Below are 22,503 nucleotides of genomic sequence, written 5' to 3' on the forward strand. Positions count from 1 at the left end.
TGGACGTTTCCTCCGTGGTTTCACGGAGCAGGTCCTAATCCAAGTTTTACCCGTTTGCGGTCCAATACACGGGAATCGGAGACCATCATGCTGAACCGCCTCACCATTTCTTCACTGCTGATGACGGTGATCGTCACGGCCGCATTGGCGGTTGTCGTGCTGTTCTCGCTCAATGCCCTGAGCTCCTGGAACAGCCTGCAGTCCGCCAAGCGCCTGGCCCAGGTTGCCGACGTTTCCGGCGTGATGTTCAAGGGCATGAACAGCATGCGCAGCGATCGCTCGACCACGATCCGCGTGCTGAATGCCGATCAGGCGATGGATGGAGATACCGAGAAGTTTTTGCGCTCCGCGCGCGACATCTACGTCCCCGCGCTGAATCGCAGCCTGGAGCTGCTGCAAGGCATCGACTTTACCCAGAAGCCGACGCTGGTGGCCGACCTCGACCGGCTCAACAAGCTGATCACCGCCGAGCATGCTGAATTCTGGACCGAGATCGTCAAGCCGAAGGCGGCGCGCCGGGCTGGCCTGGCCAAGGAATATGGTGAGACGTTCGACGCGCTGCTGGCGCTGCTCGACAAGATTGCGTCCGGCGTGGCGGCGAGCGTCAATCACCAGAGCGCCACCATCGATCAGTTGCTCGTCATCAAGCAGATGGCCTGGCTGATGCGCAACACCGCCGGCGAGGCCTCTCTCATCATCAGCAACGGGTTGACGTCCGGCAAGGTGTCGCCGGAAGCGGTGCTGGCCTACAACAAGCTGGTCGGCGGAATCGACACCGCCTGGAAGGCCGTGCAGCTCGCGACCTCCGGCATGGAGCTGCCGTCAGCCCTGACGGCCGCCATGGCCAACGCGGAGAAGGCCTATTCACGGCGGAATACGCCGGGTTGCGCGAACGCCTGCTGGCCGCCCTGCAGAAGGGCGAGAAGCCCGAGATGACGCCGTATCAGTGGAGCCCGTTCTCGGTCAGCAAGATGACCAGCGCGGTCGCGCTGGCCGAGGCGGCGCTCGACGCGGCAAAGGAGCATTCGGCCGCGCAGCAGACCGCTGCGACGGAAGCGCTGATCCTGCAGCTGACGCTGCTGCTCGCCGCGGTCGTCCTGAGCGGCGCAGCGATGGCCGCGGTCAGCGGGCGTGTCATCCGTCCGCTGCACCGGATGCGTGATGCCATGCTGGCCGTCGCCGGTGGCGACCTCAACGTCGACAGCGGCTACGCTCAGCGCCATGACGAGATCGGGGCGCTGGCCAATGCGCTCGAGACATTCAAGCAGCAGGCCAAGGACAAGCTCGCGATCGAGGCGCAGGAGCGCGAGCGCAATGCCGCGACGGCGGCGCGTCAGCGTGCGATCGAGAGCCATGTCGCCGAGTTCGAAGGCCTGGTGCGTCAGTCGCTGGATCAGCTCGGCCGGGCCTCGACCGACATGCAGGCGACATCGACCGGCCTGACCAACGTGTCGCGCCAGACCAATGCCCGCGCGGAGGAGGCCTCGAAGGCGTCGAGCGACGCCTCGATGAGCGTACAGACCGTTGCATCCGCGGCCGAGGAGCTGAACGCCTCGATCGCCGACATCTCCAAGCAGGCCTCGCATGCGGCGGGCATCGCCAGCCGCGCCGTCGAGCAGGCTCGCATGACCGACGGCACCGTGCAGGGTCTGTCGCAATCGGCCAACCGCATCGGCGAGGTGGTGGGGCTGATCAACAGCATCGCCTCGCAGACCAATCTGCTCGCGCTCAACGCCACGATCGAGGCGGCGCGCGCGGGCGAGGCCGGCAAGGGGTTTGCCGTGGTGGCCTCGGAGGTCAAGTCGCTCGCGACCCAGACCGCGAAGGCGACCGACGAGATCTCCGAGCAGATCTCCGACATCCAGCGCGTCGCCAACGACGCGATCGATGCGATCCAGCGCATCGGCGGCATCATCGGCGAGGTCAACGAGGTCGCGACCGCGATCGCCGCCGCCGTGCAGCAGCAGGGCGCGGCGACGCAGGAGATTTCACGCAGCACGCAGTTCGCGGCCGACGGCACCAGGAACGTGTCCGACAACATCACCGGCGTGAAGTCCGATGCCGATGCCGCCGCTGCGGCGGCCGACAACGTGCGCAATGCTTCGGAGACGCTGGAGAGCCAGAGCAGGAGCCTCGGCCATCAGGTCACGGACTTCCTCGGCAAGATCCGCGCGGCCTGACGACCGCACCGGATCACTCCGACGCCATCACCGGCGCGCGCTCGTACTTCGCGCGCAGCGCGGCGGGCGCCGGCGAGAAGTTGAGCTCGGCGCGCTTGCCGCTGCCGGTGCGGTTGGCCACCTTCAGGCCATCGTCACTGGCGACGATGTCGCCCTTGCGCAGGGTCGGATCGTTGTCGATCGACACCTTGGCGAGACCGAAATGGTCCTTGCCGTTGCAGGTGCAGCCGTCGACGATTTCGGTCCGGTACTTGAACGCATTGGGCAGCGCCGAATACGGCTTGCCGTTGTCGGTCTCGGCGCTGTCGATCGAGCTGCCATAGACGATTTCGGTCTTGGACGCCGGGCAGAAGCTGTTGCAGGCCCCCTCCTTGCTCTGATCGCCGGTGGCGCCGAGCGGGAAGTAGCGGCCGTCGCAGGTCCGAACGCACCAGGCGACGTTGCTGCTGCCGCCGCGGTAGCTGACATCGCCGCGCGGCGCCGGGCGTGGCGGCGGCGGTGCCTCGTCGGCGAAGGGCATGCGGACGTAGGGCTGCGGCGCCGGACGGGCGTTGAAGCCGCCGAACAGCTGCGAGAAGAAGTCCTGCGCGCTGGCGGCGCTCGGCCCGCCCAGAGCGCCTGCGGCGGTGATGGTCGCGGCGGCGATGGCTGCGAGGGCCCGTCGGCTGGTCATGATCTCACTCTCCAATCAGTAGACGGCCGCAACCGGCAGCGACATCGCCTGCCGCCCCGAGGGCAGCGACGTCACGCGGGGGGCGGAGGCACGCGCCTGCACGGATGCGGCCTTCGGCAGCACGACGACCTTCGTGCCCACTTGGACGCGGCTGAACAGATCGGAGACGTCCTCATTGGTGAGGCGGATGCAGCCCGAGGACACGAACTTTCCGATCGTCGTCGGATCGTTGGTGCCGTGAATGCGATATTCGCTGGAGCCGAGATACATCGCCCGCGCGCCGAGCGGATTGCCCGGGCCGCCGGCCATGAAGCGCGGCAGATAGGGCTGGCGCGCGATCATCTGCGCCGGCGGATGCCAGTCCGGCCACTCCGCCTTGCGGGTGACCGTCTGCACGCCCGCCCAGGTGAAGCCCTCGCGGCCGACGCCGACGCCGTAACGAAGCGCGCGCCCGCCGCCAAGCACGTAGTAAAGGTAGGTGTTGCCGGTATCGATGATGATCGTCCCCGGCGCCTCACGCGTGTCGAGCGTCACGATCGTGCGACGCAGCCGATCCGGCAGCAGGCTGTCCTCGTCCGACTCCGTCCCAGGGGCCACCGTGTCGTTCGGCGGAAATGCCTGCTGCTCGACCGGCGCGTAGCCGAGGCTCTGCGCCTGCGCCACGGTGACGCCGGCAAGGAGAAACGCAGCCGCGCCCGCGATCAATGTTGCGCCTCGCCACGAAGACGAGCGATGGCCGGAAATGAGACGTGTCATGACTTGCCCCCTGTCGGAAGGCATCGCGGTGCGATGCGTGATTGCTTCCTCAAACGCCAAACGGCTCGCCGCAGTTCCGGCCCGGATGTGATCGCGCTGCGTCAGTCAAGCGCGACGGCTCTCACGTTCTCGCGACGGAACCCGAAGCCGGCCTACGTTGTTGTGGGCGTGAGCGCCATGAGCGCGAGTTGCGCGAAGAACTCCCTCGGGGGAAATCATGGTGCGTGTCCTTCCCACCGAGCGGCTCCTCGCGAGCGGAAAAGACGCCGCCGCCGTGCAAGACAGCCCGCACGAGCTGCCTCCAGTCATCAGGCGGGCGGAGGTCGTTGCGATCGCGCTCGTCATCCTCGCGGCCATCTGCATCGCGGGTGTACTCTACGTCGCGAGGGGCTTCTTTCTTCCCATTGTGATGGCATTCGTCGTCGGCACGATGCTGTCGCCGGCAGCCAATTTCCTCGAGCGTTATCGCGTGCCGCGCGGCGTCGGCGCCGTGCTGATCGTGATCGCGGTCGCGGCGGGCCTCGCCTTCATCATCGGCCTGATCTCGGCGCCGGTGCTCGACTGGACCAACCGGCTGCCCGAGCTGGCGACGCAGCTCAAGGCCAAGCTGCACGTGTTCGACCGGCCACTGGCCTTGTGGCACGAGATGCAGACGGCGATCGGCGGCGGGAGCGCGCAAGCCTCTTCCAGCCTGGAGCTGCCGAAGTTCGACTGGGTGCAGCCGACGCTCGAATTCCTGACGCCGACATTCACCGAGTTCCTGCTGTTTTTCGCGACGCTGGTCCTTTTCATTGCGAGCTGGCGCGATCTGCGGCGTGCGCTGATCATGACTTTCGGCGATCACGAAGCCCGGTTAAGGACGCTGCGGATCCTCAACGAGCTCGAGCTGCACCTCGGCAACTACCTGCTGACCGTCACGCTCATCAATACCGGCGTGGGCATCGCAACCGGCCTTGCCTGCGCGCTCACCGGGATGCCGAATCCGGCTGGGCTCGGCGCGCTCGCCGCGACACTGAACTTCGTCCCGATCATCGGGCCGATCGCCATGTTCGTCGTTCTTGTCGTGGTCGGCGCCATCGCGTTTCCGACGCTCAGCGGTGGCATGGTCGCGCCTTTGATCTTCGCCGTCATCACCTTCATGGAAGGCCATTTCGTCACGCCGACGATCATCGGCCGACGGCTCGCGCTCAATGCCCTGGCCGTCTTCATCGCGCTGGCGTTCTGGACTTGGCTGTGGGGACCGATGGGCGCCTTCCTCGCATCGCCCCTTCTGATCGTGGGCCTGATCGTGAAGGAGCATCTGCTGCCGGACAATTCGCCGCAATTGCCAGCAGGCTAATTCGGTTTCATCGAAGGAACTTCGGCCCCGACGCCGCGTTTGTCGAGCAGACGCACATTGTCTCGTTCCGGGAGGCGCCGATGCCACCCCATGATGGTGAGACCGCCCTCAAGGATCTTGCTGACAAAGCCAACTATGAACGCTTGCAGAAGGATGTTCACGCCGTGAAAAACGATATAGCAGCTCTCACCGATCAGATCACCGACGTGCTCAACTCCTTCGCCGGTCAAGCCGGCAAGCAGGCCCGCAGCGGCTATCGTCAGGCGCGCGAGAACATGGACCAGACCTTCGACGACATGTCGGAGCGCGGTAGCGCGATGTTCGGCGCAGCACAGGACGCGGCGAACTCGCTCGAGGAGCGGCTCGAGGATGTGATCTCGCAGCGTCCTCTCGCAACGGTCGGTCTCGCGCTCGGTCTCGGTTTCCTGATCGGCGCGGCGTGGCGGCGCTGAGCTGACGCAACCGATCGCGAAGCGTTTAGGTGAATGACCATCGGCGCCGCTCTCGGCGCCGATGGCTTATCGGATCGCCATTGGAAGACATTTGGGGAGAACACGATGTTTCAGCGAATGACAGCCGACATTAGGGACTCGGTTGGACACACCGTCCGACTCACCTCCCTGGCGCTTGCCGCGGCCGTCGGATTGTTCATCACTATATGCTTTCTCTGCGCAGCAGCCTTCGTGGCCGTGCTGCAGCGTTATGGCCTGATCGCGGCTTGCCTGACCGGCGCGGCGATCTTCTTCAGCGTGACGCTGATTGCTGCGATCAGTTACATGGTCCGCAAGCGTTCGCTGGGGAAGCCAAGAGCTCCCGAGGCCCGTCCGGCCGAGGCTGCACGTTCAGCTGCACAGTCGCTCCTCGCCGATCCGATGCTACTGGCCAGCGGTCTGCAAGTGGTGCGCATGATCGGGATGAAACGCCTGATACCCATCTTGGCCGTGGGGGGCTTGGCGCTAGGGCTGCTTGCACGCAGCCAGATGACAGAAGAGGCTGAACCCGCTGAGTGAGCGGGAGCGTCGGACAGCGGCTCATCATTTGAATTGGAGACAAGGACGCCGCGGTCGATCTCGTCATCGTCCGCGCCGTCGGGGCACAACCATCAGGTCACGCAACGGCCGGGCTGCAATCGTTTTGCGATCTCGGTCAAAACCGACACGGATGGCTCGCAAGCGATCGGCCGCTTGGCCTCCCGGCGTTCAGTTTCAGTCGTGATGATCTGCGATCCCTGCGGCGGCGCGCCCTGCCCGTCGCGAACAGACGTGCTGGCGAGCGGCAAGCGCAGCAGGAATGAGGTGTCGGCAAACGCTGCGAGCTTGATCGACACCGTGCGGGTGGGTGCCGCGTCGGCCACCGGAGCGGCCCGGTCTGTCTTCGTCGCGCGATTGACGCTGCTCGCGGCCGAGTTCAGAGCGACTTGGCTCGAGCTCTGGACAGAAAGGTCCGAAACGAGATCGTGGCCCGAGGCGAGCTGCATCGCACCGGCCAGCATGGCCGACGCTGCGAGCGTGCCCAAAATGACGAGTTTTCCGGTTTGCGACATGTTCTGCTCCCTCGCCGCGCGGGCGACCGGCATTTCAACGTAAGTCGCGGGAACAGGGTTCGCGGACGGGCAAATCACTTAACCGTGTGTGAACGTGAGCAGCCCTGCGGAAAAAACTTCGATGAGCAGGGAACGACTCCGGGCGCTGCGCGTCGTCAAGGCAGCCGGTTATTCCCCCTGCCCCATTGACCGGCGACGCGGGGCACCGCCGTGGTGATGCCGGCGGTGCCCCGCATCTTTTTTGCCTCGCGCCGAATGCGGCGGTTCCAGCCGGTTCCCTTCACACTGTATGGTGATGGACGCGTCGAAATCGACGCCGGCAGGATGGGCGCGACAGCGGGGTGGGTCCGTGAACCGGTTACAGGCAGTGGTTTGGGCCGTGGCGCTCGCTTGCCTTATCCCTGGGCCGGTTGCGGCCGACAGCATGAAGGACGCCTGGCTCAAGGGCCTAGCCGTTCAGTTGAAAGCGGAGCAACGTTATCCGCCTCAGGCGGGCAGACAAGGAGGGGCAGCGAAGGTCCTGCTCCACATCGACCGTTCGGGCCGTCTTATCTCTGCGGCCCTTCTCGAAAGCACCGGCGACCCGGCGCTCGACAAGGAGGCGCTGGCGATGGTCGAACGCGCTCAGCCCTTCGCGCCGCCTCCCGGGGAGGTGAGCGATGACAACCTCACCATGCGAGTCCAGATCGTCTTCGCACCAAAGCCGGTCCCGGGGACAATGCAAGACGTCGGACCTGAGGGCCGTGAACTGCGGGCAAAGCTGAACAGCATTTGCCGTGGCTGCTGATGGCACGTTTGTCACACATAGCCCGGCAATGAAAAACGGCGCGCTCCGTAGAGCGCGCCGCAAACAAAACAAAGCTCGAGCAAGTATCAGGCGGCCGGCTTAGGCATCCGGTTTCGCGAGTTGCGCTGGAAGAACAGCGCCTGGCTGGCCACCGCCGAGACCATGGCAGGCTGGAACGGCTTGGAGATCAGGAACGCTGGCTCGGGCCGCTCGCCGGTGAGGAAACGCTCCGGATAGGCGGTGATGAAGACGACGGGGACTTCGAACGTCCTTAGCAGCTCATTGACCGCGTCGAGACCCGAGGAGCCATCCGCGAGTTGGATGTCCGCCAGGATCAGGCCGGGCTTCTTGTTCTTGGCCAATGCGACCGCGTCCGCGTGGGTCCGCGCCACGCCGATGACGTTGTGACCGAGATTCTTGACCAGGCTCTCGAGATCCATGGCGATGAAGGTCTCATCCTCGATGATGAGCACGTCGGTTGCGATCTCAGCCGCCAGTTCGCGGCCGGCCGCATCCGCCAGCCGGCGCGTCTCCGCGACGTCGATATCGAGGACGAAGGCGACCTCCTCCTCCGGGAAGCCCTCCAGGGACAGGAGCAAGAACGCCTGACGCGGTAATGGAGTGATGTTGGAGAGGCGCCGCTCCGGCGGCATTGGCAGCGTAGCGACCTCCGCATCGTCGTTCAGGGCGACCGAGTTCCAGATCTGTGTGAACAGCCGAAACAGCGCAGCCCGCGGTCCGTAACGTTCGTCCAACAGCGCCGGATCCTGGATCAGAGCCTCCAGCATCGCGCCGACATAAGCGTCTCCGGAGCCCTGGCTACCGGTGAGGGCACGGGCATACCGGCGCAATAGCGGCAAATGTTCAGCAACTAGCTGTGATCGGCTCATCCCCACTCCATTCGCTCATCTGGGCTTCCCGCCCGGGTTCCATGATGGGCTGTCTACGCACGAAACAAAGAAAAGTTCCCAAAGCGCGTGGAACTTTTATCGGTCGATTGCATTAGTTCCCGACAGACCCCCTCGGTGGCGAGGATAATTCTTGAAGCTTCAGGGACTTAACTCTCGGGGAAACGTGGAAAAGGTCATGAAAGATGTAAAGTCTCAAGCCAGCAAGAATGCGGCACCGCGCAAGCCCGGCGGATTGAACGCGGAAATCCAATCCCGAATTGGTCATCAACTTCGCGCGATGTACGACGATGTCGTTCGTCAGGGGGTGCCTGATCGGTTCACGGATTTGATCCGTAAGCTTGATGTTCCGGCAGCACAGTCCCACGTGGAGAACGGCGGGGGATCCAACGACCAGAACGACGGGAGGGAGTGAATGCCTCTCACTGATTCCTTGCGGGACGATATCCTTGCGGCCGTCCCAAGCCTCCGCGCATTTGCGATTTCGTTAAGTGGCAACAGCGATCGCGCCGATGATCTGGTGCAGGAGACGTTGCTTCGGGCGTTGGCCAATATCGATTCATTTCAACCGGGCTCCAACCTGCCCGCGTGGTTGTTTACGATTTTGCGCAATCTGTTCCGCTCCGACTATCGCAAACGCCGGCGCGAGGTGGAAGATGCCGAAGGCAACTACGCCAAGACGCTGAAGACGCATCCGTCGCAGGGCGCTCATCTGGAATTCGAGGAATTCCGGGCGGCGCTCGAAAAGCTGCCGCAGGATCAGCGCGAAGCGCTCATTCTGGTGGGAGCTTCGGGGTTCTCCTATGAGGACGCTGCGGCGATCTGCGGCTGCGCGGTGGGCACCATCAAGAGCCGCGTCAACCGCGCGCGCTCGAAGCTGGCGGCGCTGCTCTATGTCGAAGGTGCCGAGGATTTCGGCCCGGATGAAACTGTCCGCGCCGTGATCGGTGGCAGCGGCGGCTGACCTGCAGCGTAGCGGCTGGCGAATACAAGCGGCGGCTCTCGAAAGAGGGCCGCCGTTTGCTTGTTGTCGGCCGCGGCGCTTCAGCGAGACGGATGCACAGGAGCCGAGAACTGCTCCGTGCGATCACGCTCGGTGATGTCGACGACCGTGTCCATCGGAGCGGTCAGCTCGTAGACATAGCTCGCTTCGGTGAAGAAGCGCTTGGACGTGCCCCCGAGGGCCTCCGGCGCGACGCGATCGAGCAGGATCAGGCCGAAATCGCTGTCGGGCCTGCGGGTGGCTTCACTGGTGTTGAACTCCTCCCAGCGGAACTGAAACACGGCGTTCGGCTCCTCGCCGGTGACGTCCCATTTCGCCGTGATGTGCGGATGCTTCCCCACCAGCGACAGGCCCTCGTCGGAGTGCGAGGCGAGCTCGAAAAACAACAGCGACAGGCTTTGCGCCGCCCGCGCGCTGACCGTGATGTCCGGACCGCTGACGGCGATCCGCTCTGCGTGAGGAATGGCGCGGGCTTCGAACAGGCCGCGCAGTTGAACACCCTGCCATTGGCTCTCGCTCAGCAGCGTGACCACGTTCGACATCGCGTGAATCCGACCGATCAGAAGCTCACGCGCCACGTCGATGTCGCTGCCATGCCGCAGCGTCCGGGTGACGATCGACTGGATCACGGCCAGGATGTTCTTGACCCGGTGATTCAGCTCGTCGATCACGGCCGTCAGCCGACGCTCGAAGCCGATCCGCACCTGGATTTCGCGGCTCAGCCGCAGATTGTTGTAGACGACGTAGCCGAACAGCCCGCAAATGATTCCGGTCAATGCAAGTCCGATGACGCCGACGATGGCTGCAGTCTGCTGCGCCCGCCGCAACGTGTTGCTCTTGGCATAGTATACCAGCGACCAATCGTGATTGCCGAAAGCGACGGTGCGGGTCGAAGACGGTGCAGGGTCGTCCGGCCCACGCGTGCGCTCCGACACCGCGCCCTGATCGTTGGCGACCAGTTCTTCGGACGCGTTGCGGGGATCCTTCAGCGCGACGGAGAACAGGGAGAGATCGTCGTTGGTGAGCAGCAGCGGTCCGATCTCGTAGGAAAACGTGACGAAGCCGGCCGGTGCCGTCGCTCCCTGAGGCACCACGGGAGCAGCCAGCACGATTCCGATCGGTCCGTCGGCACGCAACAGAGGCGTTGGATCGGATGCGACAGGCTTGCCCTCCGACATGGCCCGCCCCAGCATTGGGCCGATGATCGGCTGGCTGTCCAGGGCCACGCCGGGCAGCCGGGAGGTCTCCGCGTTGCGTGGCTCGAGATCCATCAGGACGTCGATCGGGTGCGTGAGGGTACCAGGATCCAGCGGGGCGTCGTCATAGTTGCGGATGACAGGATTCGGAAACCCCGCCTGGCGCAGCTCGGCTTGCGCGGTCGGGAGTTCTTCTGGCCTCAGCCGTGCGACCCAGGAGGCAATGACGAAATCGGCCTTGAAGGCATAGATCGACGAGCGCAGCGGCTCCAGCATGTTGGCTTTGATGACGGACGGCGCCCTGAACAATCCGGAAGCCACCCGGGCCAGAAGCTCGCGCTCCGTCAGCCGGTCCTGGACCAGACTGGCGTGAACGTCGATGGCGCGCGCCAGGGCGATCCGATCGATAGCCAGTTCCTGTTCGTGAACGCGATAGGCGGCCAAGCCGGAGAGCGCCGTTCCAACCAGCGCGATCACACCAATGATGACACCCAGCCGGAGCACTCGTTTACTCTGAGATCAAGGGTTGGCGAAAGGCAGCACGAGACATCCAATAACCGGGCCTGTTACTCAATCAATGAGCACCTCGATGCGAGCAAAATCAATCGGGCGGGACGTCTCCGGCGATCCGACCGTCGCGCATGTTTTCGACAGGCAGACCCCGGCACGAGCCAACCGCCGGGCCGTCAAGTTGTTCCGATGCGGTACGGCTTTTTTGAGTTCGGCTCAGAGCAGCGCAGCTGTCAACGCTGTAGCCCAAGGTCCGGATCAGTGAGAGGTATCGGGCGCCTCGCCAAGGTTCATGCGGGCGGCTTGAGCCCGCCCTTGGCCTCGATGAAGGCGATGATCCGGTCCACCCCCTGGCTCTTCTTCATGTTCGTCATGACGAAGGGGCGTTCGCCGCGCATGCGCTTGGCATCGGTCTCCATCTTCTCGAGGGAGGCGCCGACATGCGGCGCGAGATCGATCTTGTTGATCACCAGCAGGTCGGAACGGGTGATGCCGGGACCGCCCTTCGACGGAATCTTGTCGCCGGCCGCGACGTCGATGACGTAGATGGTGATGTCAGCCAGCTCCGGCGAGAAGGTCGCGGCAAGGTTGTCGCCGCCGGATTCGATCAGCACCAGGTCGAGGCCGGGAAATTTCGCCCGCATGTCGGCCACGGCCGCGAGATTCATCGACGCGTCCTCGCGGATCGCCGTATGCGGACAACCACCGGTCTCGACGCCGGCGATGCGGTCCGGCGTCAACGAGCCGGAGCGGACCAGATATTCCGCATCCCATTTCGTATAGATGTCGTTGGTGATCGCGGCGATGTCGTAACGCCCGCGCATCGACTTGCAGAGCAGGTCCATCAGCGCGGTCTTGCCCGAGCCGACCGGACCACCGACGCCCACGCGAAGCGGACCATGAGACGAAGCCATAGCATTTGTCCTTCTGTCGTCCCGCGTCAGCCGGGACCAGTAACTCACATTTCAAATTACCGCGCCGCGTGGTCACCCGCACCTTCGACTCAATAGACACCTCCGCTCATCGCGAGGAGCGCGCGTCTCACGAGCGGAACAACCTCGTGTACTGGGTTTCGTGGCGGAAACTGGCGAGGTCGGCCCGGAACGTCGCGCTGCCGATGTCGTCGAGCGAGGCGGACGACGCCCGGATGGCCGTTGCCGTGACCACCGGCTCGAGCGCCGCCAGCACACGCTGGCTATCGGTCTGCCCCAGCGGGATCAAACGGCTGCCCGCCGAAATCCAATTGGAGGTCACGGCATGAAGGAAGGCGTGCAGCAGCAGTCGCAAGGGGACCGCGTGCACAGCACCGACCAGTCCGACGGCGACGGGATAGACGATCGTCTCGCATCGCGAGACCGCCTCGTCGAGGCCCGCGCAGTACCAGGCGGAACGTGCAATCTCGATGAAGGCGCGTCCTTGCGCGCTCGTTTCCAGTTGGCGCTCGCGCGACGGCACGAAGGCGGCGGCAAGCTCAGCCACCTCGCGGAGACCCTCGGCATCGTCGAGCTCGACCGCCCGATGCGCATGCGCGAGAAACACCGCGTCACAAAAGCCCGAGCCGTCGGTGAGCATCGTCGAGAGCCAGCCGCGCAGCGAGGCGGCATCGCCGATGTCGCCGGCCTCGACCGCCCATTCGATGCCGCTGGAATAGGAGAAACCGCCGACCGGGAAGGCCGGGGACAGCCACGTCATCAACCGGTAGAGCGCCGCGCTGTCCGTGTCGATCATGGCGACCGGGGAGCTCGGCCGCTCACTTGTGGTCATGAGCATGGGAATGACCATGGTGATGATGGTCGTGGCCGCAATGCTCATCATGCTCATGATGGTCATCATGCGCGTGGCCGTGATCATGGCCATGATGCGCATGCGCGTGGCCGGCATGATCGTGATCATGGCCATGGTGATCATGGCCGTGGTGATCATTCTGATGATGATCATGGCCGTGATGGTCGTGGTCATCATGGCCGTGGGCATGGCTGGGCTCGGCGTAAGCGCCGCCCTCGGGATCGAACGGCGCCTCGATCTCGATGACACGGGCGCCGAGGCCCTTGACCATCGCCTCGATCACGTGATCACGCCGGATGCGCAGGCTCTTGGCCATGATCTGGGTCGGCAGATGCCGGTTGCCGAGATGCCAGGCGAGCCGCACCAGGTGGTGCGGGTCGCTGGCGCGGATCTCGAGCAGCGGCTCTGCTGCCGCGACAACCTCGATCAGCCGGCCATCTTCCAGCACCAGCGCATCGCCACCGCGCAGCGCGGTGGCGTGCTCGAGGTCGAGCAGGAACTCGAGCCCGCGCGTGCCCGTCATCGCCAGCCGCCGCCGGTGCCGATCATCGAAATCGAGCAGAACGGAATCGGCAGCCGCCTGTGTCCAACGATGCTGCCCGAGCACACGCGTGGCGCGGATCATGCTGAAATCCTCATTCTGTTATTCCGCTCAGCGGACATCGACCTTCTCGGGCGTGATGATCTCGATCTTGGGCGGCGCGGCCATGCATTTCACCGCGACGCGACCGAACGTCTTCATGTGCTCGGTGGCGCGATGCGGCACCAGCGCCTCGGCGTTCTCCCACTGCTCGACAAAGACCATCCTGCTCGGATCGGTGACGCTCTCGTGCAAATCATAGGCGATATTGCCGGGTTCCTGGCGCGTGCCCGCAATGCAGGCCGTCGCGGCGGCAATGAATTCGGCACGCGTTTCGGGCTTGATGGTCAAGGTGGCAACGACATAGATCACGAAGCAGTCCTCCCGGTACGTTTCTGGTTCTGGGTACCGGGAAGAAGCTTAGAACATGAAATAGCGCTGCGCCATGGGCAGCACCTCGGCCGGCTCGCAGGTCAGGAGTTCGCCGTCCGCCCGTACCTCGTAGGTCTCGGGATCGACCTCGATGTTCGGCGTCGCGTCGTTGTGGATCATGCTCTTCTTCGAGATCCTGCCGCGGGTGTTCTGCACCGCATAGAGCTTCTTGGAGAGGCCGAGCTTGCGACCGAGCCCGCCGGTCACGGCGGCTTTCGAGGTGAAGATCACCGAGGACGCCGTCAGCGACTTGCCGAAGGCGCCGAACATCGGCTGGTAATGCACCGGCTGCGGCGTCGGGATCGAGGCGTTGGGATCGCCCATCGGCGCCGCCACGATGGTGCCGCCCTTGATGACGCAGTCCGGCTTGACGCCGAAGAACGCCGGCGACCACAGCACTAGGTCGGCGAGCTTGCCCTTCTCGACTGAGCCGATCAGCTTCGACACGCCATGTGCGATCGCCGGGTTGATCGTGTATTTGGCGATGTAGCGTTTGACGCGGAAATTGTCGTTGTCCTTGCCCTTGTCCTGCGGCAAGGCGCCGCGTTGCTTCTTCATCTTGTCGGCGGTCTGCCACGTCCGGATGATGACCTCGCCGAGCCGGCCCATCGCCTGCGAGTCCGACGACATCATCGAGAGCGCGCCGAGATCGTGCAGGATGTCCTCGGCCGCGATGGTCTCCTTGCGGATGCGGCTCTCGGCAAAGGCGAGATCTTCGGCGATCGACGGATCGAGATGATGGCAGACCATCAGCATGTCGAGATGCTCGTCGATGGTGTTGCGCGTGAACGGTCGCGTCGGATTGGTCGAGGACGGCAGCACGTTCTTCAATCCCGCGACCTTGATGATGTCAGGCGCGTGGCCGCCGCCGGCGCCTTCGGTGTGGAAGGCGTGGATGGTGCGGCCCTTGAAGGCCTTGATGGTGTCCTCGACGAAGCCGGACTCGTTCAGCGTGTCCGAGTGCAGCATCACCTGCACGTCGTAGTCATCAGCGACCGAGAGGCAGTTGTCGATCGCGGCCGGCGTCGTGCCCCAGTCCTCATGCAGCTTCAGCGCGCAGGCGCCGGCCTTGATCATCTCGACCAGCGCTGCCGGCCGCGAGGCGTTGCCCTTGCCTGAAATGCCGAGATTGACCGGGAAGGCGTCGAACGACTGCATCATCCGGCCGATGTGCCAAGGGCCGGGCGTGCAGGTGGTGGCGAAGGTGCCGTGCGACGGGCCAGTACCGCCGCCGAGCAGCGAGGTGACGCCAGACATCAGCGCGTGCTCGATCTGCTGCGGGCAGATGAAATGGATGTGGCTGTCGAAGCCGCCGGCTGTGAGGATCTTGCCCTCGCCCGCGATCACGTCGGTGCCAGGGCCGATGACGATGGTCACGCCGGGCTGAATGTCGGGATTGCCCGCCTTGCCGATCGCCGCGATCATGCCCTCCTTGATCGCGACGTCGGCCTTCACGACACCCCAGTGGTCAACGATCAGCGCGTTGGTGATGACGGTGTCGGCGGCGCCCTGCTTGTTGGTCGCCTGCGACTGACCCATGCCGTCCCGAATGACCTTGCCGCCGCCGAACTTCACCTCCTCGCCGTAGGTGGTGAAATCCTTCTCCACCTCGATGATGAGATCGGTGTCGGCGAGCCTCACCTTGTCGCCGGTGGTCGGGCCGAACATGTCGGCATAGACGGAACGCTTGATCTTGACGGACATGTCGTGCTCCAGCCTCTAGCTCTCAACTATTCCCAGCGCGCGGATCATTTCGGGCGCGCGCAGATCGATTGAAACTTGGCGACGTTCTCGAGACCGATCTTGAACTCTTCGCGGATGGTGGTCTTGCCGATCTTGAACGTCAGTCGTCCGCTGCGCTTGAAGGCTTCGAAAGCGGGCGCATCGGCGTCCAAATCGAAGCTGTACTCCCAGACCGATCCAGCCTCGCTGTAGGACACGCTCAGCAGCGTCTGCCCGAAGCGGCTTGCCGGGACCATCTCGACCTGCGGATAGGCGTTCGAGCGCAGAAGATCCGCAACCGCATTGCGAAGTTCCTGACTGGCATCGCCCGTGACAGCCATGGTCCCGGACTTGGCCTTGCAGCGGAAAGACGGCGATCCGACATCGTCGGTCGCCTCATCGCTCCGACTGGGCGCCAGCAGAGCGCCCTCGTCCTGCTCGAACACGCGCCAGCGCCGGTCGTCCGCGGCCGAGGCAGGAAACCACGCGACAGCCGATGCCGCGCACAGGCCATAGACGGCGGCCGAGGACATCCGCGCCAAGCCGCTCACAGCGTCCCCCGCGCATTGGCCACTGTCTCATCGAACAGCGCATCGAGCCGTGCGTTCACGCCGCGGCAGCCGGCGACGACCTGCTCGGCCCAGCCGACATACTCCATCAACTCGAGCTGCTGCTCGAGGTCCGGCTCGAAGACGATGCGGGCGCGGATGTTGCTGATCTTGTCGGCGATCTTGATCTGCTTGGCGTCATCGGATTTGCCAGGAGCCGCGATGATCTGGACGGCACGCCGCTCGCTCTTCGGCAGGGTCATGTCGTCAGTGACCTCCTCGACCATGCCGGCGACGCGTCGTCCAAAGCGCTCCGACAATTCGTCGACCGCCGTATCGGTGTCCTCGATGACGTCGTGCAGCCAGCCGGCCGCGACCAGCTCTGCATCCTCGCCGTTGCAGCCGAGCGACAGGATGTTCGCGACCTCGGCGAGATGGTTGATATACGGCTCCTCGTCGCGTCCCTTGCGCTTCTGGCCGGCGTGACGGCGCGCCGCCAGCTCGGCCGCTTCGGAAACGAGGCGCAATCCGGTCAGCATCGCTCTACAGCTTGCCCATGACGTCGCCGCGGAAGCCGTACACGGTGCGCTTGCCGGCGAGCGCCACGAGCTGCACCTCGCGGGTCTGGCCGGGCTCGAAGCGCACCGCGGTGCCGGCGGCGATGTCGAGCCGCATGCCCCGCGCTTTCTTGCGATCGAACTTCAGCGCCGGATTGGTCTCGAAGAAATGGTAGTGCGAGCCGACCTGGATCGGCCGGTCGCCGGTGTTGGCGACCGAAATGGTCATCGTCTTGCGGCCGGCATTGAGCTCGATCTCGCCGTCCTGGATGAAGAGTTCGCCGGGGATCATGTGTTACCTCGCATGTTTCCACTCCGTCATGGCCGGGCTTGTCCCGGCCACCCACGTCCCACCTTTCGGATCAGAGGGCGTGGATGCCGGGTCAAGCCCGGGCATGACGGCCAAAATGTTTGTGCTCACCTCACCGGATCGGCTCGTGCACCGTGACGAGCTTGGTGCCGTCCGGAAACGTCGCTTCGACCTGGATGTCGTGGATCATCTCGGGGATGCCCGGCATCACCTGGTCGCGGGTCAGGACCTGGGCGCCGGACTGCATCAGCTCGGCCACGGTGCGGCCGTCGCGCGCGCCTTCCAGGATGAAGTCGGAGATGATCGCGACCGCCTCGGGATGGTTGAGCTTGACGCCGCGCTCGAGCCTGCGGCGGGCCACGATGGCGGCCATCGAGATCAGGAGCTTGTCCTTTTCGCGGGGAGACAGGTTCATGCGGACTCTCTGGTGATCGTCTTCTGGATAATAGTTGCTTCGTAAACGTCTAATTCAGCCACAGCCGCGGCAGCGGCACCGGCGAGGCAGAGCCGAGCACCGCCATCATGTCGGCGCGCAGGCTCGCGGCATCTTGGGCACAGAAGCGCGCCATTGCAAATCCATTCCAGGCGGATAGTCCGGCCTCGCCCCGGAAGGCCGGCAGACTCTCCCTGATGCGCTCGATCAGCGCGGCCTCTGCCGGTACGATCAGCGCCGTCCCAATCGCCGCCCCGCCGTTGGCGATGGCCGGCCGAACGAGCTTGTCACCGATGTCGCCGTCGAGACGGACGGTCTCGGCAAACACGAGCTTGCCGCCACGGCGCAGCCGCCAGCGATCGACGAACTCGCCCTCGCGCATGCGCTCGCCCATGGCCGTGCGGCCGAACACGACAATCTCGCACAGCAGCAGCGAGGCCGTGTCGGCGAGCTCGATGTCGATGCGGCGATGGATGCGGGCGCGGTCGAACAGGATGGTCTCCTGCGGCAGCCAGGAGATGTGCGCGCCGGGCGCAGCTGTCAGTGCGATGTCGAGTTCGGCGGGCCTGCCGGGAGCACGATAGACCTTCTCGGCCGCTGCGCTCGACAGCGTGATCCGCGTGCCCTCGCCGGCTGCAACCTCGACGGCGAAGCGGTCGCCGCCGGCGATGCCGCCGGCCGTGTTGACGAACATCGCCGAGAGACCGTCGTCCTCGGGCGAGGGAAAGCGGACGCGCAGCGAGCCTGACTCATGGAGGTGATGGCGCCGCGTCACACCGTCCTGCAGCCGCACGTCGAAGCGCACCGCACCGCGGGCGCGGTTGGCCTCGAAGATGTCAGCAGTTGCACTGACGGGATCGGCCGGCATCGATCCCCTCCCCCTGGGATCAGACGCGGGTGAGGCCGCGTCGACGAAACTGGATGACGATCACAGCGCCATCTGGCGGCTGATCTCGGCCTGATCGAGATTGGCGCGGGTGCAGGTAAACTTCACCGCACCACGATCCATGACCGCGAAGTTGTCGCCGAGTTCGCAGGCAAAGTCGAGATACTGCTCGACCAGCACGATGGCGATGTTGCCGAGATTGCGCAGATAGGAGATGGCGCGGCCGATGTCCTTGATGATCGAGGGCTGGATGCCCTCGGTCGGCTCGTCCAGCAATAGCACCTTGGGACGCATCACCATGGCGCGACCGATCGCGAGCTGCTGCTGCTGGCCGCCTGAGAGGTCACCGCCGCGTCGGCCGAGCATCGATTCCAGCACCGGAAACAGCGAGAACACGTCGTCCGGAATGCTGCGGTCGGCGCGCTTGAGCGGGCCGAAGCCGGTCTTGAGGTTCTCCTCGACGGTCAGCAGCGGAAAGATCTCGCGGCCCTGCGGCACGAAGCCGATGCCCTTGCGCGCCCGCTCATAGGGCTTGAGATGGGTGATGTCGGCGCCATCGAAGGTGATGGTGCCGGAGGCCAGCGGATATTGCCCGACCAGCGCCCGCAGCAGCGAGGTCTTGCCGACGCCGTTGCGGCCGAGCACGCAGGTGACCTTGCCGGGCTCCGCCGCGATCGAGACGCCGCGCAGCGCCTGGGCGGCGCCGTAATAGAGGTTGATGTCCTTGACGTCCAACATCGCCTTAGCGCCCCAGATACACTTCGATCACGCGGTCGTTCGACGACACCTGATCGATGGTGCCCTCGGCCAGCACCGTGCCTTCGTGCAAGCAGGTGACCTTGACGCCGAGTTCGCGCACGAAGGTCATGTCGTGCTCGACGACCATGACGGTGTGATCCTTGTTGATTTGCTTCAAGAGCTCGGCGGTCTGATGCGTTTCCACATCGGTCATGCCTGCGACCGGCTCGTCGACCAGCAGCAGCTTCGGATCCTGCGCCAGCAGCATGCCGATCTCCAGCCACTGCTTCTGGCCGTGCGACAGGCTGCCCGCAAGCTTGCGGCGGACGTCCTTGAGGCGCACGGTCTCGAGCACGCGGTCGATCTGCTCGGCCTCGCCCCTGGAGCCGCGCCAGAACAGCGTACCCTTGACACTGTGGTCGACGTTGAGCGCGAGCAGCAGATTGTCCTCGACCGACTGGCTCTCGAACACTGTCGGCTTCTGGAACTTGCGACCGATGCCGAGCTCGGCGATGCGGGTCTCGTCCAGGCGCGTGAGGTTGGTCTTGCCGTCGAACAGCACGGTGCCCTCGTCCGGCTTGGTCTTGCCGGTGATGATGTCCATCATCGTGGTCTTGCCGGCGCCGTTCGGGCCGATGATGGCGCGCATCTCGCCGGGCTCCAGCGTCAGCGAGAGATTGTTGATGGCGTGGAAGCCGTCGAACGAGACGTGCACGCCGTCGAGATAGAGCAGCGCGGAGGTCGATCTTGTATCCATCACGTTCATGACGCTCACTCCGCCATCTTGGGTTCGGTAACACCGTCCTTGCGGGCGGCGCTCGATGACTTGGCGCTGAACTGCTCCCACCACGAATTAAAGGTGCCGACAATGCCCTTCGGCAGCAGCAGGGTGACGAGCACGAACAGCGCGCCGAGCATGAACAGCCAGTACGGCGCGAGGATGCCTGACGTGAAGAACGTCTTGGCGTAGTTTACGACGACGGCGCCGAGCGCCGCGCCGACCAGCGTGCCGCGGCCGCCGACGGCGACCCAGATCACCGCCTCGATCGAGTTGCCGGGGGCGAACTCGCTCGGGTTGATGATGCCGACCTGCGGGACGTAGAGCGCGCCGGCGACGCCGGCCATGCAGGCCGACAGCGTGAACACGAACAGCTTGTAGGACTCGACGCGATAGCCGAGGAAGCGCGTCCGCGATTCGGCGTCGCGGATCGCGATCAGCACCTTGCCGAGCTTCGACGACACGACGGCACGGCAGATCAGGAACGCAAGGATCAGCGCAAGGCAACTGAGCGCGAACAACGCAGCGCGGGTGCCTTCCGCCTGGACATTGAAGCCGAGAATGTCCTTGAAGTCGGTCAAGCCGTTGTTGCCGCCGAAGCCGAAATCGTTGCGGAAGAAGGCGAGCAGCAGCGCGTAGGTCATCGCCTGGGTGATGATCGACAGGTAGACGCCGGTCACGCGTGAGCGGAAGGCGAGCCAGCCGAAGCAGAACGCGAGCAATCCGGGCACCAGCAGCACCATAAGGACTGCGAACCAGAACATGTCGAAGCCGTGCCAGTACCAGGGCAGCTTGGAGTAGTTCAGGAACACCATGAAATCCGGTAGGATCGGATTGCCGTAGACGCCGCGGGTGCCGATCTGGCGCATCAGGTACATGCCCATCGCGTAGCCGCCGAGCGCGAAGAACGCGCCGTGGCCGAGCGAGAGGATGCCGCAATAGCCCCAGATCAGGTCGATCGACAACGCCAGGATCGCGTAGCAGACATACTTGCCCCACAGCGCGACCAGATAGGTCGGCACCTGCAGCGCAGAGCCCGCCGGCAGCAGCAGGTTGGACAGTGGGATCAGGATGCCGCAGGCCGCGACCACGAGCACGAAGATGGTCGCGGCGCGGTCCAGCGACCTCGTCAGGAGATGCGGCATCATGCTTCCACCGCCCGGCCCTTGAGCGCGAACAGGCCGCGCGGGCGCTTCTGAATGAACAGGATGATCAGCACCAGGATCGCGATCTTGCCGAGCACGGCACCGGCGACCGGCTCGAGAAACTTGTTGGCGATGCCGAGCGTGAAGGCGCCGACCAGGGTGCCCCAGAGATTGCCGACGCCACCGAACACCACCACCATGAAGGAGTCGATGATATAGCTCTGGCCGAGATTCGGGCTGACGTTATCGATCTGCGACAGCGCCACGCCGGCGATGCCCGCGATGCCGGAGCCGAGTCCGAAGGTGAGCGCATCGACGCGCGAGGTGGCGATACCCATCGATGCGGCCATGCGCCGGTTCTGCGTCACCGCGCGCATTTCGAGGCCGAGCGCGGTGTAGCGCAGCATCGCCAGCAGAATCGCGAACACCGCCATCGTGAAGCAGAGGATCCAGAGCCGATTATACGTGATGGTGATCTGCCCGAGCTCGAACGCGCCGCTCATCCAGGAGGGATTGCCGACTTCACGGTTGGTCGGTCCGAACGCGGTACGAACGACCTGCTGCAGGATCAGGGACAGGCCCCATGTGGCGAGCAGCGTCTCGAGCGGCCGGCCGTAGAGGAAGCGGATGATGGTGCGCTCGATCAGCACGCCGATCGCGCCGGCCACCAGGAAGGCGAGCGGAACGGCGATCAGCAAGGAATAGTCGAACAGCGCCGGATAGCTGGTGCGGATGACCTCCTGGACCACGAAGGTGGTGTAGGCGCCGAGCATTACCATCTCGCCATGAGCCATGTTGATGACACCCATGACGCCAAAGGTGATGGCCAGCCCGATGGCAGCCAGCAGCAGCACCGAGCCGAGCGACAGTCCATACCAGGCGTTCTGCACGCCGGACCAGATCGCGAGCGAGCCCTGGATCGACGAGATCGCGCTCGCCGCCGCCTTGGCGACGTTGGCGGGCTGATCGCCGCCGCTGACCTCGGTGAGCAGGGCCAGCGCCTCCTGGTCGCCGCGCGATTTCACCGTCGCGACGGCTTCGAGCTTGTCGACCTCGCTGGCGTCGGACTTGAACAGCAGGATGGCGGCACGCGCCTCGCTGAGCGCCTGCTTGACGGCACGATTGGTCTCCTTGGCGAGCGCCGATTCCACCGTCGGCAGCGTCGCCTCGTCATGCGACTTGAAGACGGATTTCGCCGCGGTCAGGCGGGTGTTGGTGTCCGGCGACAGCAGCGTCAAGCCGCCGAGCGCGGCATCCACGGTGCGGCGCAGCCGGTTGTTGAGGCTGACTGCGGCTGCGTTGTCCGGCAGCTTGTCGACCTCGGCGCCGGTGGCGGCGTCGATGATCTTGCCGTCGGCCTGCTTGACATAGACCTTCTTGGTCTCGGTATCGAACATCAGCCGCTCATCCTGCAGCGCGCTGATGATCGCGTAGGCGAGCGGGTTGCCGGAGACGGCGATCTCGCCCACCGCCTCGTCGGTGTCGGAGAAATCATCGTTGGCGAACTTGGCGACGGACTCTTCGAAGCTGGCGGCGAAAGCCGGAGCGGTCGCGACGGTCAAGGCAATCGATAGAACAAGGCCGCGCAAAAGCGCGAGAAAAATCGCAGGCACTGGATAACCCCGGCAGGAGTTCAGGAGGTCAAGAGAAGGCGGCAAGACTGCCGCCTTCTCAGGTCGTAACGACGTCGCAAG

27 protein-coding genes are annotated in these 22,503 nt (G+C 64.7%); 8 read left to right on the forward strand and 19 right to left on the reverse strand.

Going from position 1 to position 22,503, the window contains the following annotated elements:
- Positions 1-87: 87 nt before the first annotated feature.
- Together ACQR07_RS31440 and ACQR07_RS31445 are read left to right on the forward strand one after the other, a co-directional pair.
- Positions 88-936: a hypothetical protein gene (locus ACQR07_RS31440; protein WP_434905944.1), complete on the forward strand. Its 849-nt coding sequence runs from the start codon at positions 88-90 to the stop codon at positions 934-936.
- A 230-nt stretch (positions 937-1,166) separates the two neighbouring features.
- Entirely contained in the window at positions 1,167-2,180 is a 1,014-nt protein-coding gene (locus tag ACQR07_RS31445; protein ID WP_434905983.1) for a methyl-accepting chemotaxis protein, read from the forward strand.
- 13 nt (positions 2,181-2,193) lie between these two features.
- Here ACQR07_RS31445 and ACQR07_RS31450 read toward each other — a convergent pair whose 3' ends face one another.
- Both ACQR07_RS31450 and ACQR07_RS31455 read right to left on the reverse strand, forming a co-directional pair.
- The gene (locus ACQR07_RS31450) at positions 2,194-2,853 is read right to left on the reverse strand and encodes a DUF2865 domain-containing protein (protein WP_434905945.1); all 660 of its coding nucleotides are present in this window, start codon (positions 2,851-2,853) and stop codon (positions 2,194-2,196) included.
- 15 nt (positions 2,854-2,868) lie between these two features.
- The gene (locus tag ACQR07_RS31455; RefSeq protein ID WP_434905946.1) at positions 2,869-3,609 is read right to left on the reverse strand and encodes a L,D-transpeptidase; all 741 of its coding nucleotides are present in this window, start codon (positions 3,607-3,609) and stop codon (positions 2,869-2,871) included.
- Positions 3,610-3,829: 220 nt separating this feature from the next.
- On the opposite strand from ACQR07_RS31455, the gene ACQR07_RS31460 reads away from it, so the two are divergent.
- The 3 genes from ACQR07_RS31460 to ACQR07_RS31470 all read left to right on the forward strand — a co-directional run bounded on the left by ACQR07_RS31460 (position 3,830) and on the right by ACQR07_RS31470 (position 5,958).
- The gene (locus tag ACQR07_RS31460) at positions 3,830-4,948 is read left to right on the forward strand and encodes an AI-2E family transporter (RefSeq protein ID WP_434905947.1); all 1,119 of its coding nucleotides are present in this window, start codon (positions 3,830-3,832) and stop codon (positions 4,946-4,948) included.
- 80 nt (positions 4,949-5,028) lie between these two features.
- Positions 5,029-5,400 carry a DUF883 family protein gene (locus tag ACQR07_RS31465; RefSeq protein WP_434905948.1) on the forward strand — a complete coding sequence of 124 codons (372 nt, stop codon included), beginning with the start codon at positions 5,029-5,031 and terminating at the stop codon, positions 5,398-5,400.
- A 105-nt stretch (positions 5,401-5,505) separates the two neighbouring features.
- Entirely contained in the window at positions 5,506-5,958 is a 453-nt protein-coding gene (locus ACQR07_RS31470) for a hypothetical protein (RefSeq protein ID WP_434905984.1), read from the forward strand.
- 92 nt (positions 5,959-6,050) lie between these two features.
- On the opposite strand, the gene ACQR07_RS31475 is transcribed toward ACQR07_RS31470, so the two are convergent.
- Positions 6,051-6,491 (reverse strand): hypothetical protein, encoded by a 441-nt coding sequence (locus ACQR07_RS31475; protein WP_434905949.1) that lies wholly within the window; start codon positions 6,489-6,491, stop codon positions 6,051-6,053.
- Positions 6,492-6,915: 424 nt separating this feature from the next.
- Between ACQR07_RS31475 and ACQR07_RS31480 the strand changes: the two genes are divergently transcribed.
- Positions 6,916-7,278 carry an energy transducer TonB family protein gene (locus ACQR07_RS31480; RefSeq protein ID WP_434905950.1) on the forward strand — a complete coding sequence of 121 codons (363 nt, stop codon included), beginning with the start codon at positions 6,916-6,918 and terminating at the stop codon, positions 7,276-7,278.
- An 86-nt stretch (positions 7,279-7,364) separates the two neighbouring features.
- On the opposite strand, the gene ACQR07_RS31485 is transcribed toward ACQR07_RS31480, so the two are convergent.
- Positions 7,365-8,168 (reverse strand): response regulator, encoded by an 804-nt coding sequence (locus ACQR07_RS31485; protein ID WP_434905951.1) that lies wholly within the window; start codon positions 8,166-8,168, stop codon positions 7,365-7,367.
- A 196-nt stretch (positions 8,169-8,364) separates the two neighbouring features.
- Here ACQR07_RS31485 and ACQR07_RS31490 point away from each other — a divergent pair, with 196 nt between their 5' ends.
- Together ACQR07_RS31490 and ACQR07_RS31495 are read left to right on the forward strand one after the other, a co-directional pair.
- The gene (locus ACQR07_RS31490) at positions 8,365-8,601 is read left to right on the forward strand and encodes a NepR family anti-sigma factor (protein ID WP_434865631.1); all 237 of its coding nucleotides are present in this window, start codon (positions 8,365-8,367) and stop codon (positions 8,599-8,601) included.
- Positions 8,602-9,150 (forward strand): sigma-70 family RNA polymerase sigma factor, encoded by a 549-nt coding sequence (locus tag ACQR07_RS31495; protein WP_006612137.1) that lies wholly within the window; start codon positions 8,602-8,604, stop codon positions 9,148-9,150.
- 80 nt (positions 9,151-9,230) lie between these two features.
- Here ACQR07_RS31495 and ACQR07_RS31500 read toward each other — a convergent pair whose 3' ends face one another.
- The 15 genes from ACQR07_RS31500 to urtB all read right to left on the reverse strand — a co-directional run bounded on the left by ACQR07_RS31500 (position 9,231) and on the right by urtB (position 22,371).
- A complete protein-coding gene (locus ACQR07_RS31500; protein ID WP_434905952.1) occupies positions 9,231-10,889 on the reverse strand; it encodes a CHASE domain-containing protein in 1,659 nt (552 codons plus the stop codon).
- Positions 10,890-11,185: 296 nt separating this feature from the next.
- Positions 11,186-11,809, reverse strand: coding sequence for an urease accessory protein UreG (gene ureG / locus ACQR07_RS31505; protein ID WP_434905953.1), 624 nt, complete (start codon positions 11,807-11,809; stop codon positions 11,186-11,188).
- 127 nt (positions 11,810-11,936) lie between these two features.
- On the reverse strand, positions 11,937-12,659 hold the full coding sequence (locus tag ACQR07_RS31510) for an urease accessory protein UreF (protein ID WP_434905985.1): 723 nt from the start codon (positions 12,657-12,659) through the stop codon (positions 11,937-11,939).
- The gene (locus tag ACQR07_RS31515) at positions 12,646-13,305 is read right to left on the reverse strand and encodes an urease accessory protein UreE (RefSeq protein ID WP_434905954.1); all 660 of its coding nucleotides are present in this window, start codon (positions 13,303-13,305) and stop codon (positions 12,646-12,648) included. Before ACQR07_RS31515 ends, ACQR07_RS31510 begins: the two co-directional genes overlap by 14 nt.
- Before the next feature lie 27 nt (positions 13,306-13,332).
- Complete coding sequence (locus ACQR07_RS31520) at positions 13,333-13,632, reverse strand: putative quinol monooxygenase (RefSeq protein WP_434905955.1); 300 nt, start codon at positions 13,630-13,632, stop codon at positions 13,333-13,335.
- A 48-nt stretch (positions 13,633-13,680) separates the two neighbouring features.
- Positions 13,681-15,396 carry an urease subunit alpha gene (gene ureC, locus ACQR07_RS31525; protein WP_434905956.1) on the reverse strand — a complete coding sequence of 572 codons (1,716 nt, stop codon included), beginning with the start codon at positions 15,394-15,396 and terminating at the stop codon, positions 13,681-13,683.
- A 44-nt stretch (positions 15,397-15,440) separates the two neighbouring features.
- On the reverse strand, positions 15,441-15,947 hold the full coding sequence (locus ACQR07_RS31530; RefSeq protein WP_434905957.1) for a hypothetical protein: 507 nt from the start codon (positions 15,945-15,947) through the stop codon (positions 15,441-15,443).
- A 14-nt stretch (positions 15,948-15,961) separates the two neighbouring features.
- Positions 15,962-16,501 (reverse strand): HD domain-containing protein, encoded by a 540-nt coding sequence (locus ACQR07_RS31535; protein WP_434905958.1) that lies wholly within the window; start codon positions 16,499-16,501, stop codon positions 15,962-15,964.
- Positions 16,502-16,505: 4 nt separating this feature from the next.
- Complete coding sequence (locus ACQR07_RS31540) at positions 16,506-16,811, reverse strand: urease subunit beta (protein WP_434905959.1); 306 nt, start codon at positions 16,809-16,811, stop codon at positions 16,506-16,508.
- 130 nt (positions 16,812-16,941) lie between these two features.
- Positions 16,942-17,244: an urease subunit gamma gene (locus ACQR07_RS31545; protein WP_006612146.1), complete on the reverse strand. Its 303-nt coding sequence runs from the start codon at positions 17,242-17,244 to the stop codon at positions 16,942-16,944.
- A gap of 49 nt (positions 17,245-17,293) precedes the next feature.
- Positions 17,294-18,130 (reverse strand): urease accessory protein UreD, encoded by an 837-nt coding sequence (locus ACQR07_RS31550; RefSeq protein ID WP_434905960.1) that lies wholly within the window; start codon positions 18,128-18,130, stop codon positions 17,294-17,296.
- Between the two features lie 60 nt (positions 18,131-18,190).
- Positions 18,191-18,886: an urea ABC transporter ATP-binding subunit UrtE gene (gene urtE / locus ACQR07_RS31555; RefSeq protein WP_434905961.1), complete on the reverse strand. Its 696-nt coding sequence runs from the start codon at positions 18,884-18,886 to the stop codon at positions 18,191-18,193.
- A 4-nt stretch (positions 18,887-18,890) separates the two neighbouring features.
- Positions 18,891-19,652: an urea ABC transporter ATP-binding protein UrtD gene (urtD, locus tag ACQR07_RS31560; protein WP_434905962.1), complete on the reverse strand. Its 762-nt coding sequence runs from the start codon at positions 19,650-19,652 to the stop codon at positions 18,891-18,893.
- Positions 19,653-19,657: 5 nt separating this feature from the next.
- Positions 19,658-20,812, reverse strand: a complete 1,155-nt coding sequence (gene urtC / locus ACQR07_RS31565) for an urea ABC transporter permease subunit UrtC (RefSeq protein WP_434905963.1) — start codon at positions 20,810-20,812, stop codon at positions 19,658-19,660.
- A complete protein-coding gene (urtB, locus tag ACQR07_RS31570) occupies positions 20,809-22,371 on the reverse strand; it encodes an urea ABC transporter permease subunit UrtB (protein ID WP_434905964.1) in 1,563 nt (520 codons plus the stop codon). Before urtB ends, urtC begins: the two co-directional genes overlap by 4 nt.
- Between the last annotated feature and the right edge of the window lie 132 nt (positions 22,372-22,503).

Source organism: Bradyrhizobium sp. HKCCYLS20291, from assembly GCF_051167715.1.
Taxonomy (GTDB): Bacteria; Pseudomonadota; Alphaproteobacteria; order Rhizobiales; family Xanthobacteraceae; genus Bradyrhizobium.

Coding starts and splice junctions, on each gene's coding strand:
- ACQR07_RS31440 (WP_434905944.1), top strand. CDS start 88: ATGCTGAACCGCCTCACCATTTCTTCACTGCTGATGACGGTGATCGTC.
- ACQR07_RS31445 (WP_434905983.1), top strand. CDS start 1,167: ATGCTGGCCGTCGCCGGTGGCGACCTCAACGTCGACAGCGGCTACGCT.
- ACQR07_RS31450 (WP_434905945.1), bottom strand. CDS start 2,853: ATGACCAGCCGACGGGCCCTCGCAGCCATCGCCGCCGCGACCATCACC.
- ACQR07_RS31455 (WP_434905946.1), bottom strand. CDS start 3,609: ATGACACGTCTCATTTCCGGCCATCGCTCGTCTTCGTGGCGAGGCGCA.
- ACQR07_RS31465 (WP_434905948.1), top strand. CDS start 5,029: ATGCCACCCCATGATGGTGAGACCGCCCTCAAGGATCTTGCTGACAAA.
- ACQR07_RS31470 (WP_434905984.1), top strand. CDS start 5,506: ATGTTTCAGCGAATGACAGCCGACATTAGGGACTCGGTTGGACACACC.
- ACQR07_RS31475 (WP_434905949.1), bottom strand. CDS start 6,491: ATGTCGCAAACCGGAAAACTCGTCATTTTGGGCACGCTCGCAGCGTCG.
- ACQR07_RS31480 (WP_434905950.1), top strand. CDS start 6,916: ATGAAGGACGCCTGGCTCAAGGGCCTAGCCGTTCAGTTGAAAGCGGAG.
- ACQR07_RS31485 (WP_434905951.1), bottom strand. CDS start 8,168: ATGAGCCGATCACAGCTAGTTGCTGAACATTTGCCGCTATTGCGCCGG.
- ACQR07_RS31490 (WP_434865631.1), top strand. CDS start 8,365: ATGAAAGATGTAAAGTCTCAAGCCAGCAAGAATGCGGCACCGCGCAAG.
- ACQR07_RS31495 (WP_006612137.1), top strand. CDS start 8,602: ATGCCTCTCACTGATTCCTTGCGGGACGATATCCTTGCGGCCGTCCCA.
- ureG (WP_434905953.1), bottom strand. CDS start 11,809: ATGGCTTCGTCTCATGGTCCGCTTCGCGTGGGCGTCGGTGGTCCGGTC.
- ACQR07_RS31510 (WP_434905985.1), bottom strand. CDS start 12,659: ATGACCACAAGTGAGCGGCCGAGCTCCCCGGTCGCCATGATCGACACG.
- ACQR07_RS31515 (WP_434905954.1), bottom strand. CDS start 13,305: ATGATCCGCGCCACGCGTGTGCTCGGGCAGCATCGTTGGACACAGGCG.
- ureC (WP_434905956.1), bottom strand. CDS start 15,396: ATGTCCGTCAAGATCAAGCGTTCCGTCTATGCCGACATGTTCGGCCCG.
- ACQR07_RS31530 (WP_434905957.1), bottom strand. CDS start 15,947: ATGTCCTCGGCCGCCGTCTATGGCCTGTGCGCGGCATCGGCTGTCGCG.
- ACQR07_RS31535 (WP_434905958.1), bottom strand. CDS start 16,501: ATGCTGACCGGATTGCGCCTCGTTTCCGAAGCGGCCGAGCTGGCGGCG.
- ACQR07_RS31540 (WP_434905959.1), bottom strand. CDS start 16,811: ATGATCCCCGGCGAACTCTTCATCCAGGACGGCGAGATCGAGCTCAAT.
- ACQR07_RS31545 (WP_006612146.1), bottom strand. CDS start 17,244: ATGAACCTGTCTCCCCGCGAAAAGGACAAGCTCCTGATCTCGATGGCC.
- ACQR07_RS31550 (WP_434905960.1), bottom strand. CDS start 18,130: ATGCCGGCCGATCCCGTCAGTGCAACTGCTGACATCTTCGAGGCCAAC.
- urtE (WP_434905961.1), bottom strand. CDS start 18,886: ATGTTGGACGTCAAGGACATCAACCTCTATTACGGCGCCGCCCAGGCG.
- urtD (WP_434905962.1), bottom strand. CDS start 19,652: ATGAACGTGATGGATACAAGATCGACCTCCGCGCTGCTCTATCTCGAC.
- urtC (WP_434905963.1), bottom strand. CDS start 20,812: ATGATGCCGCATCTCCTGACGAGGTCGCTGGACCGCGCCGCGACCATC.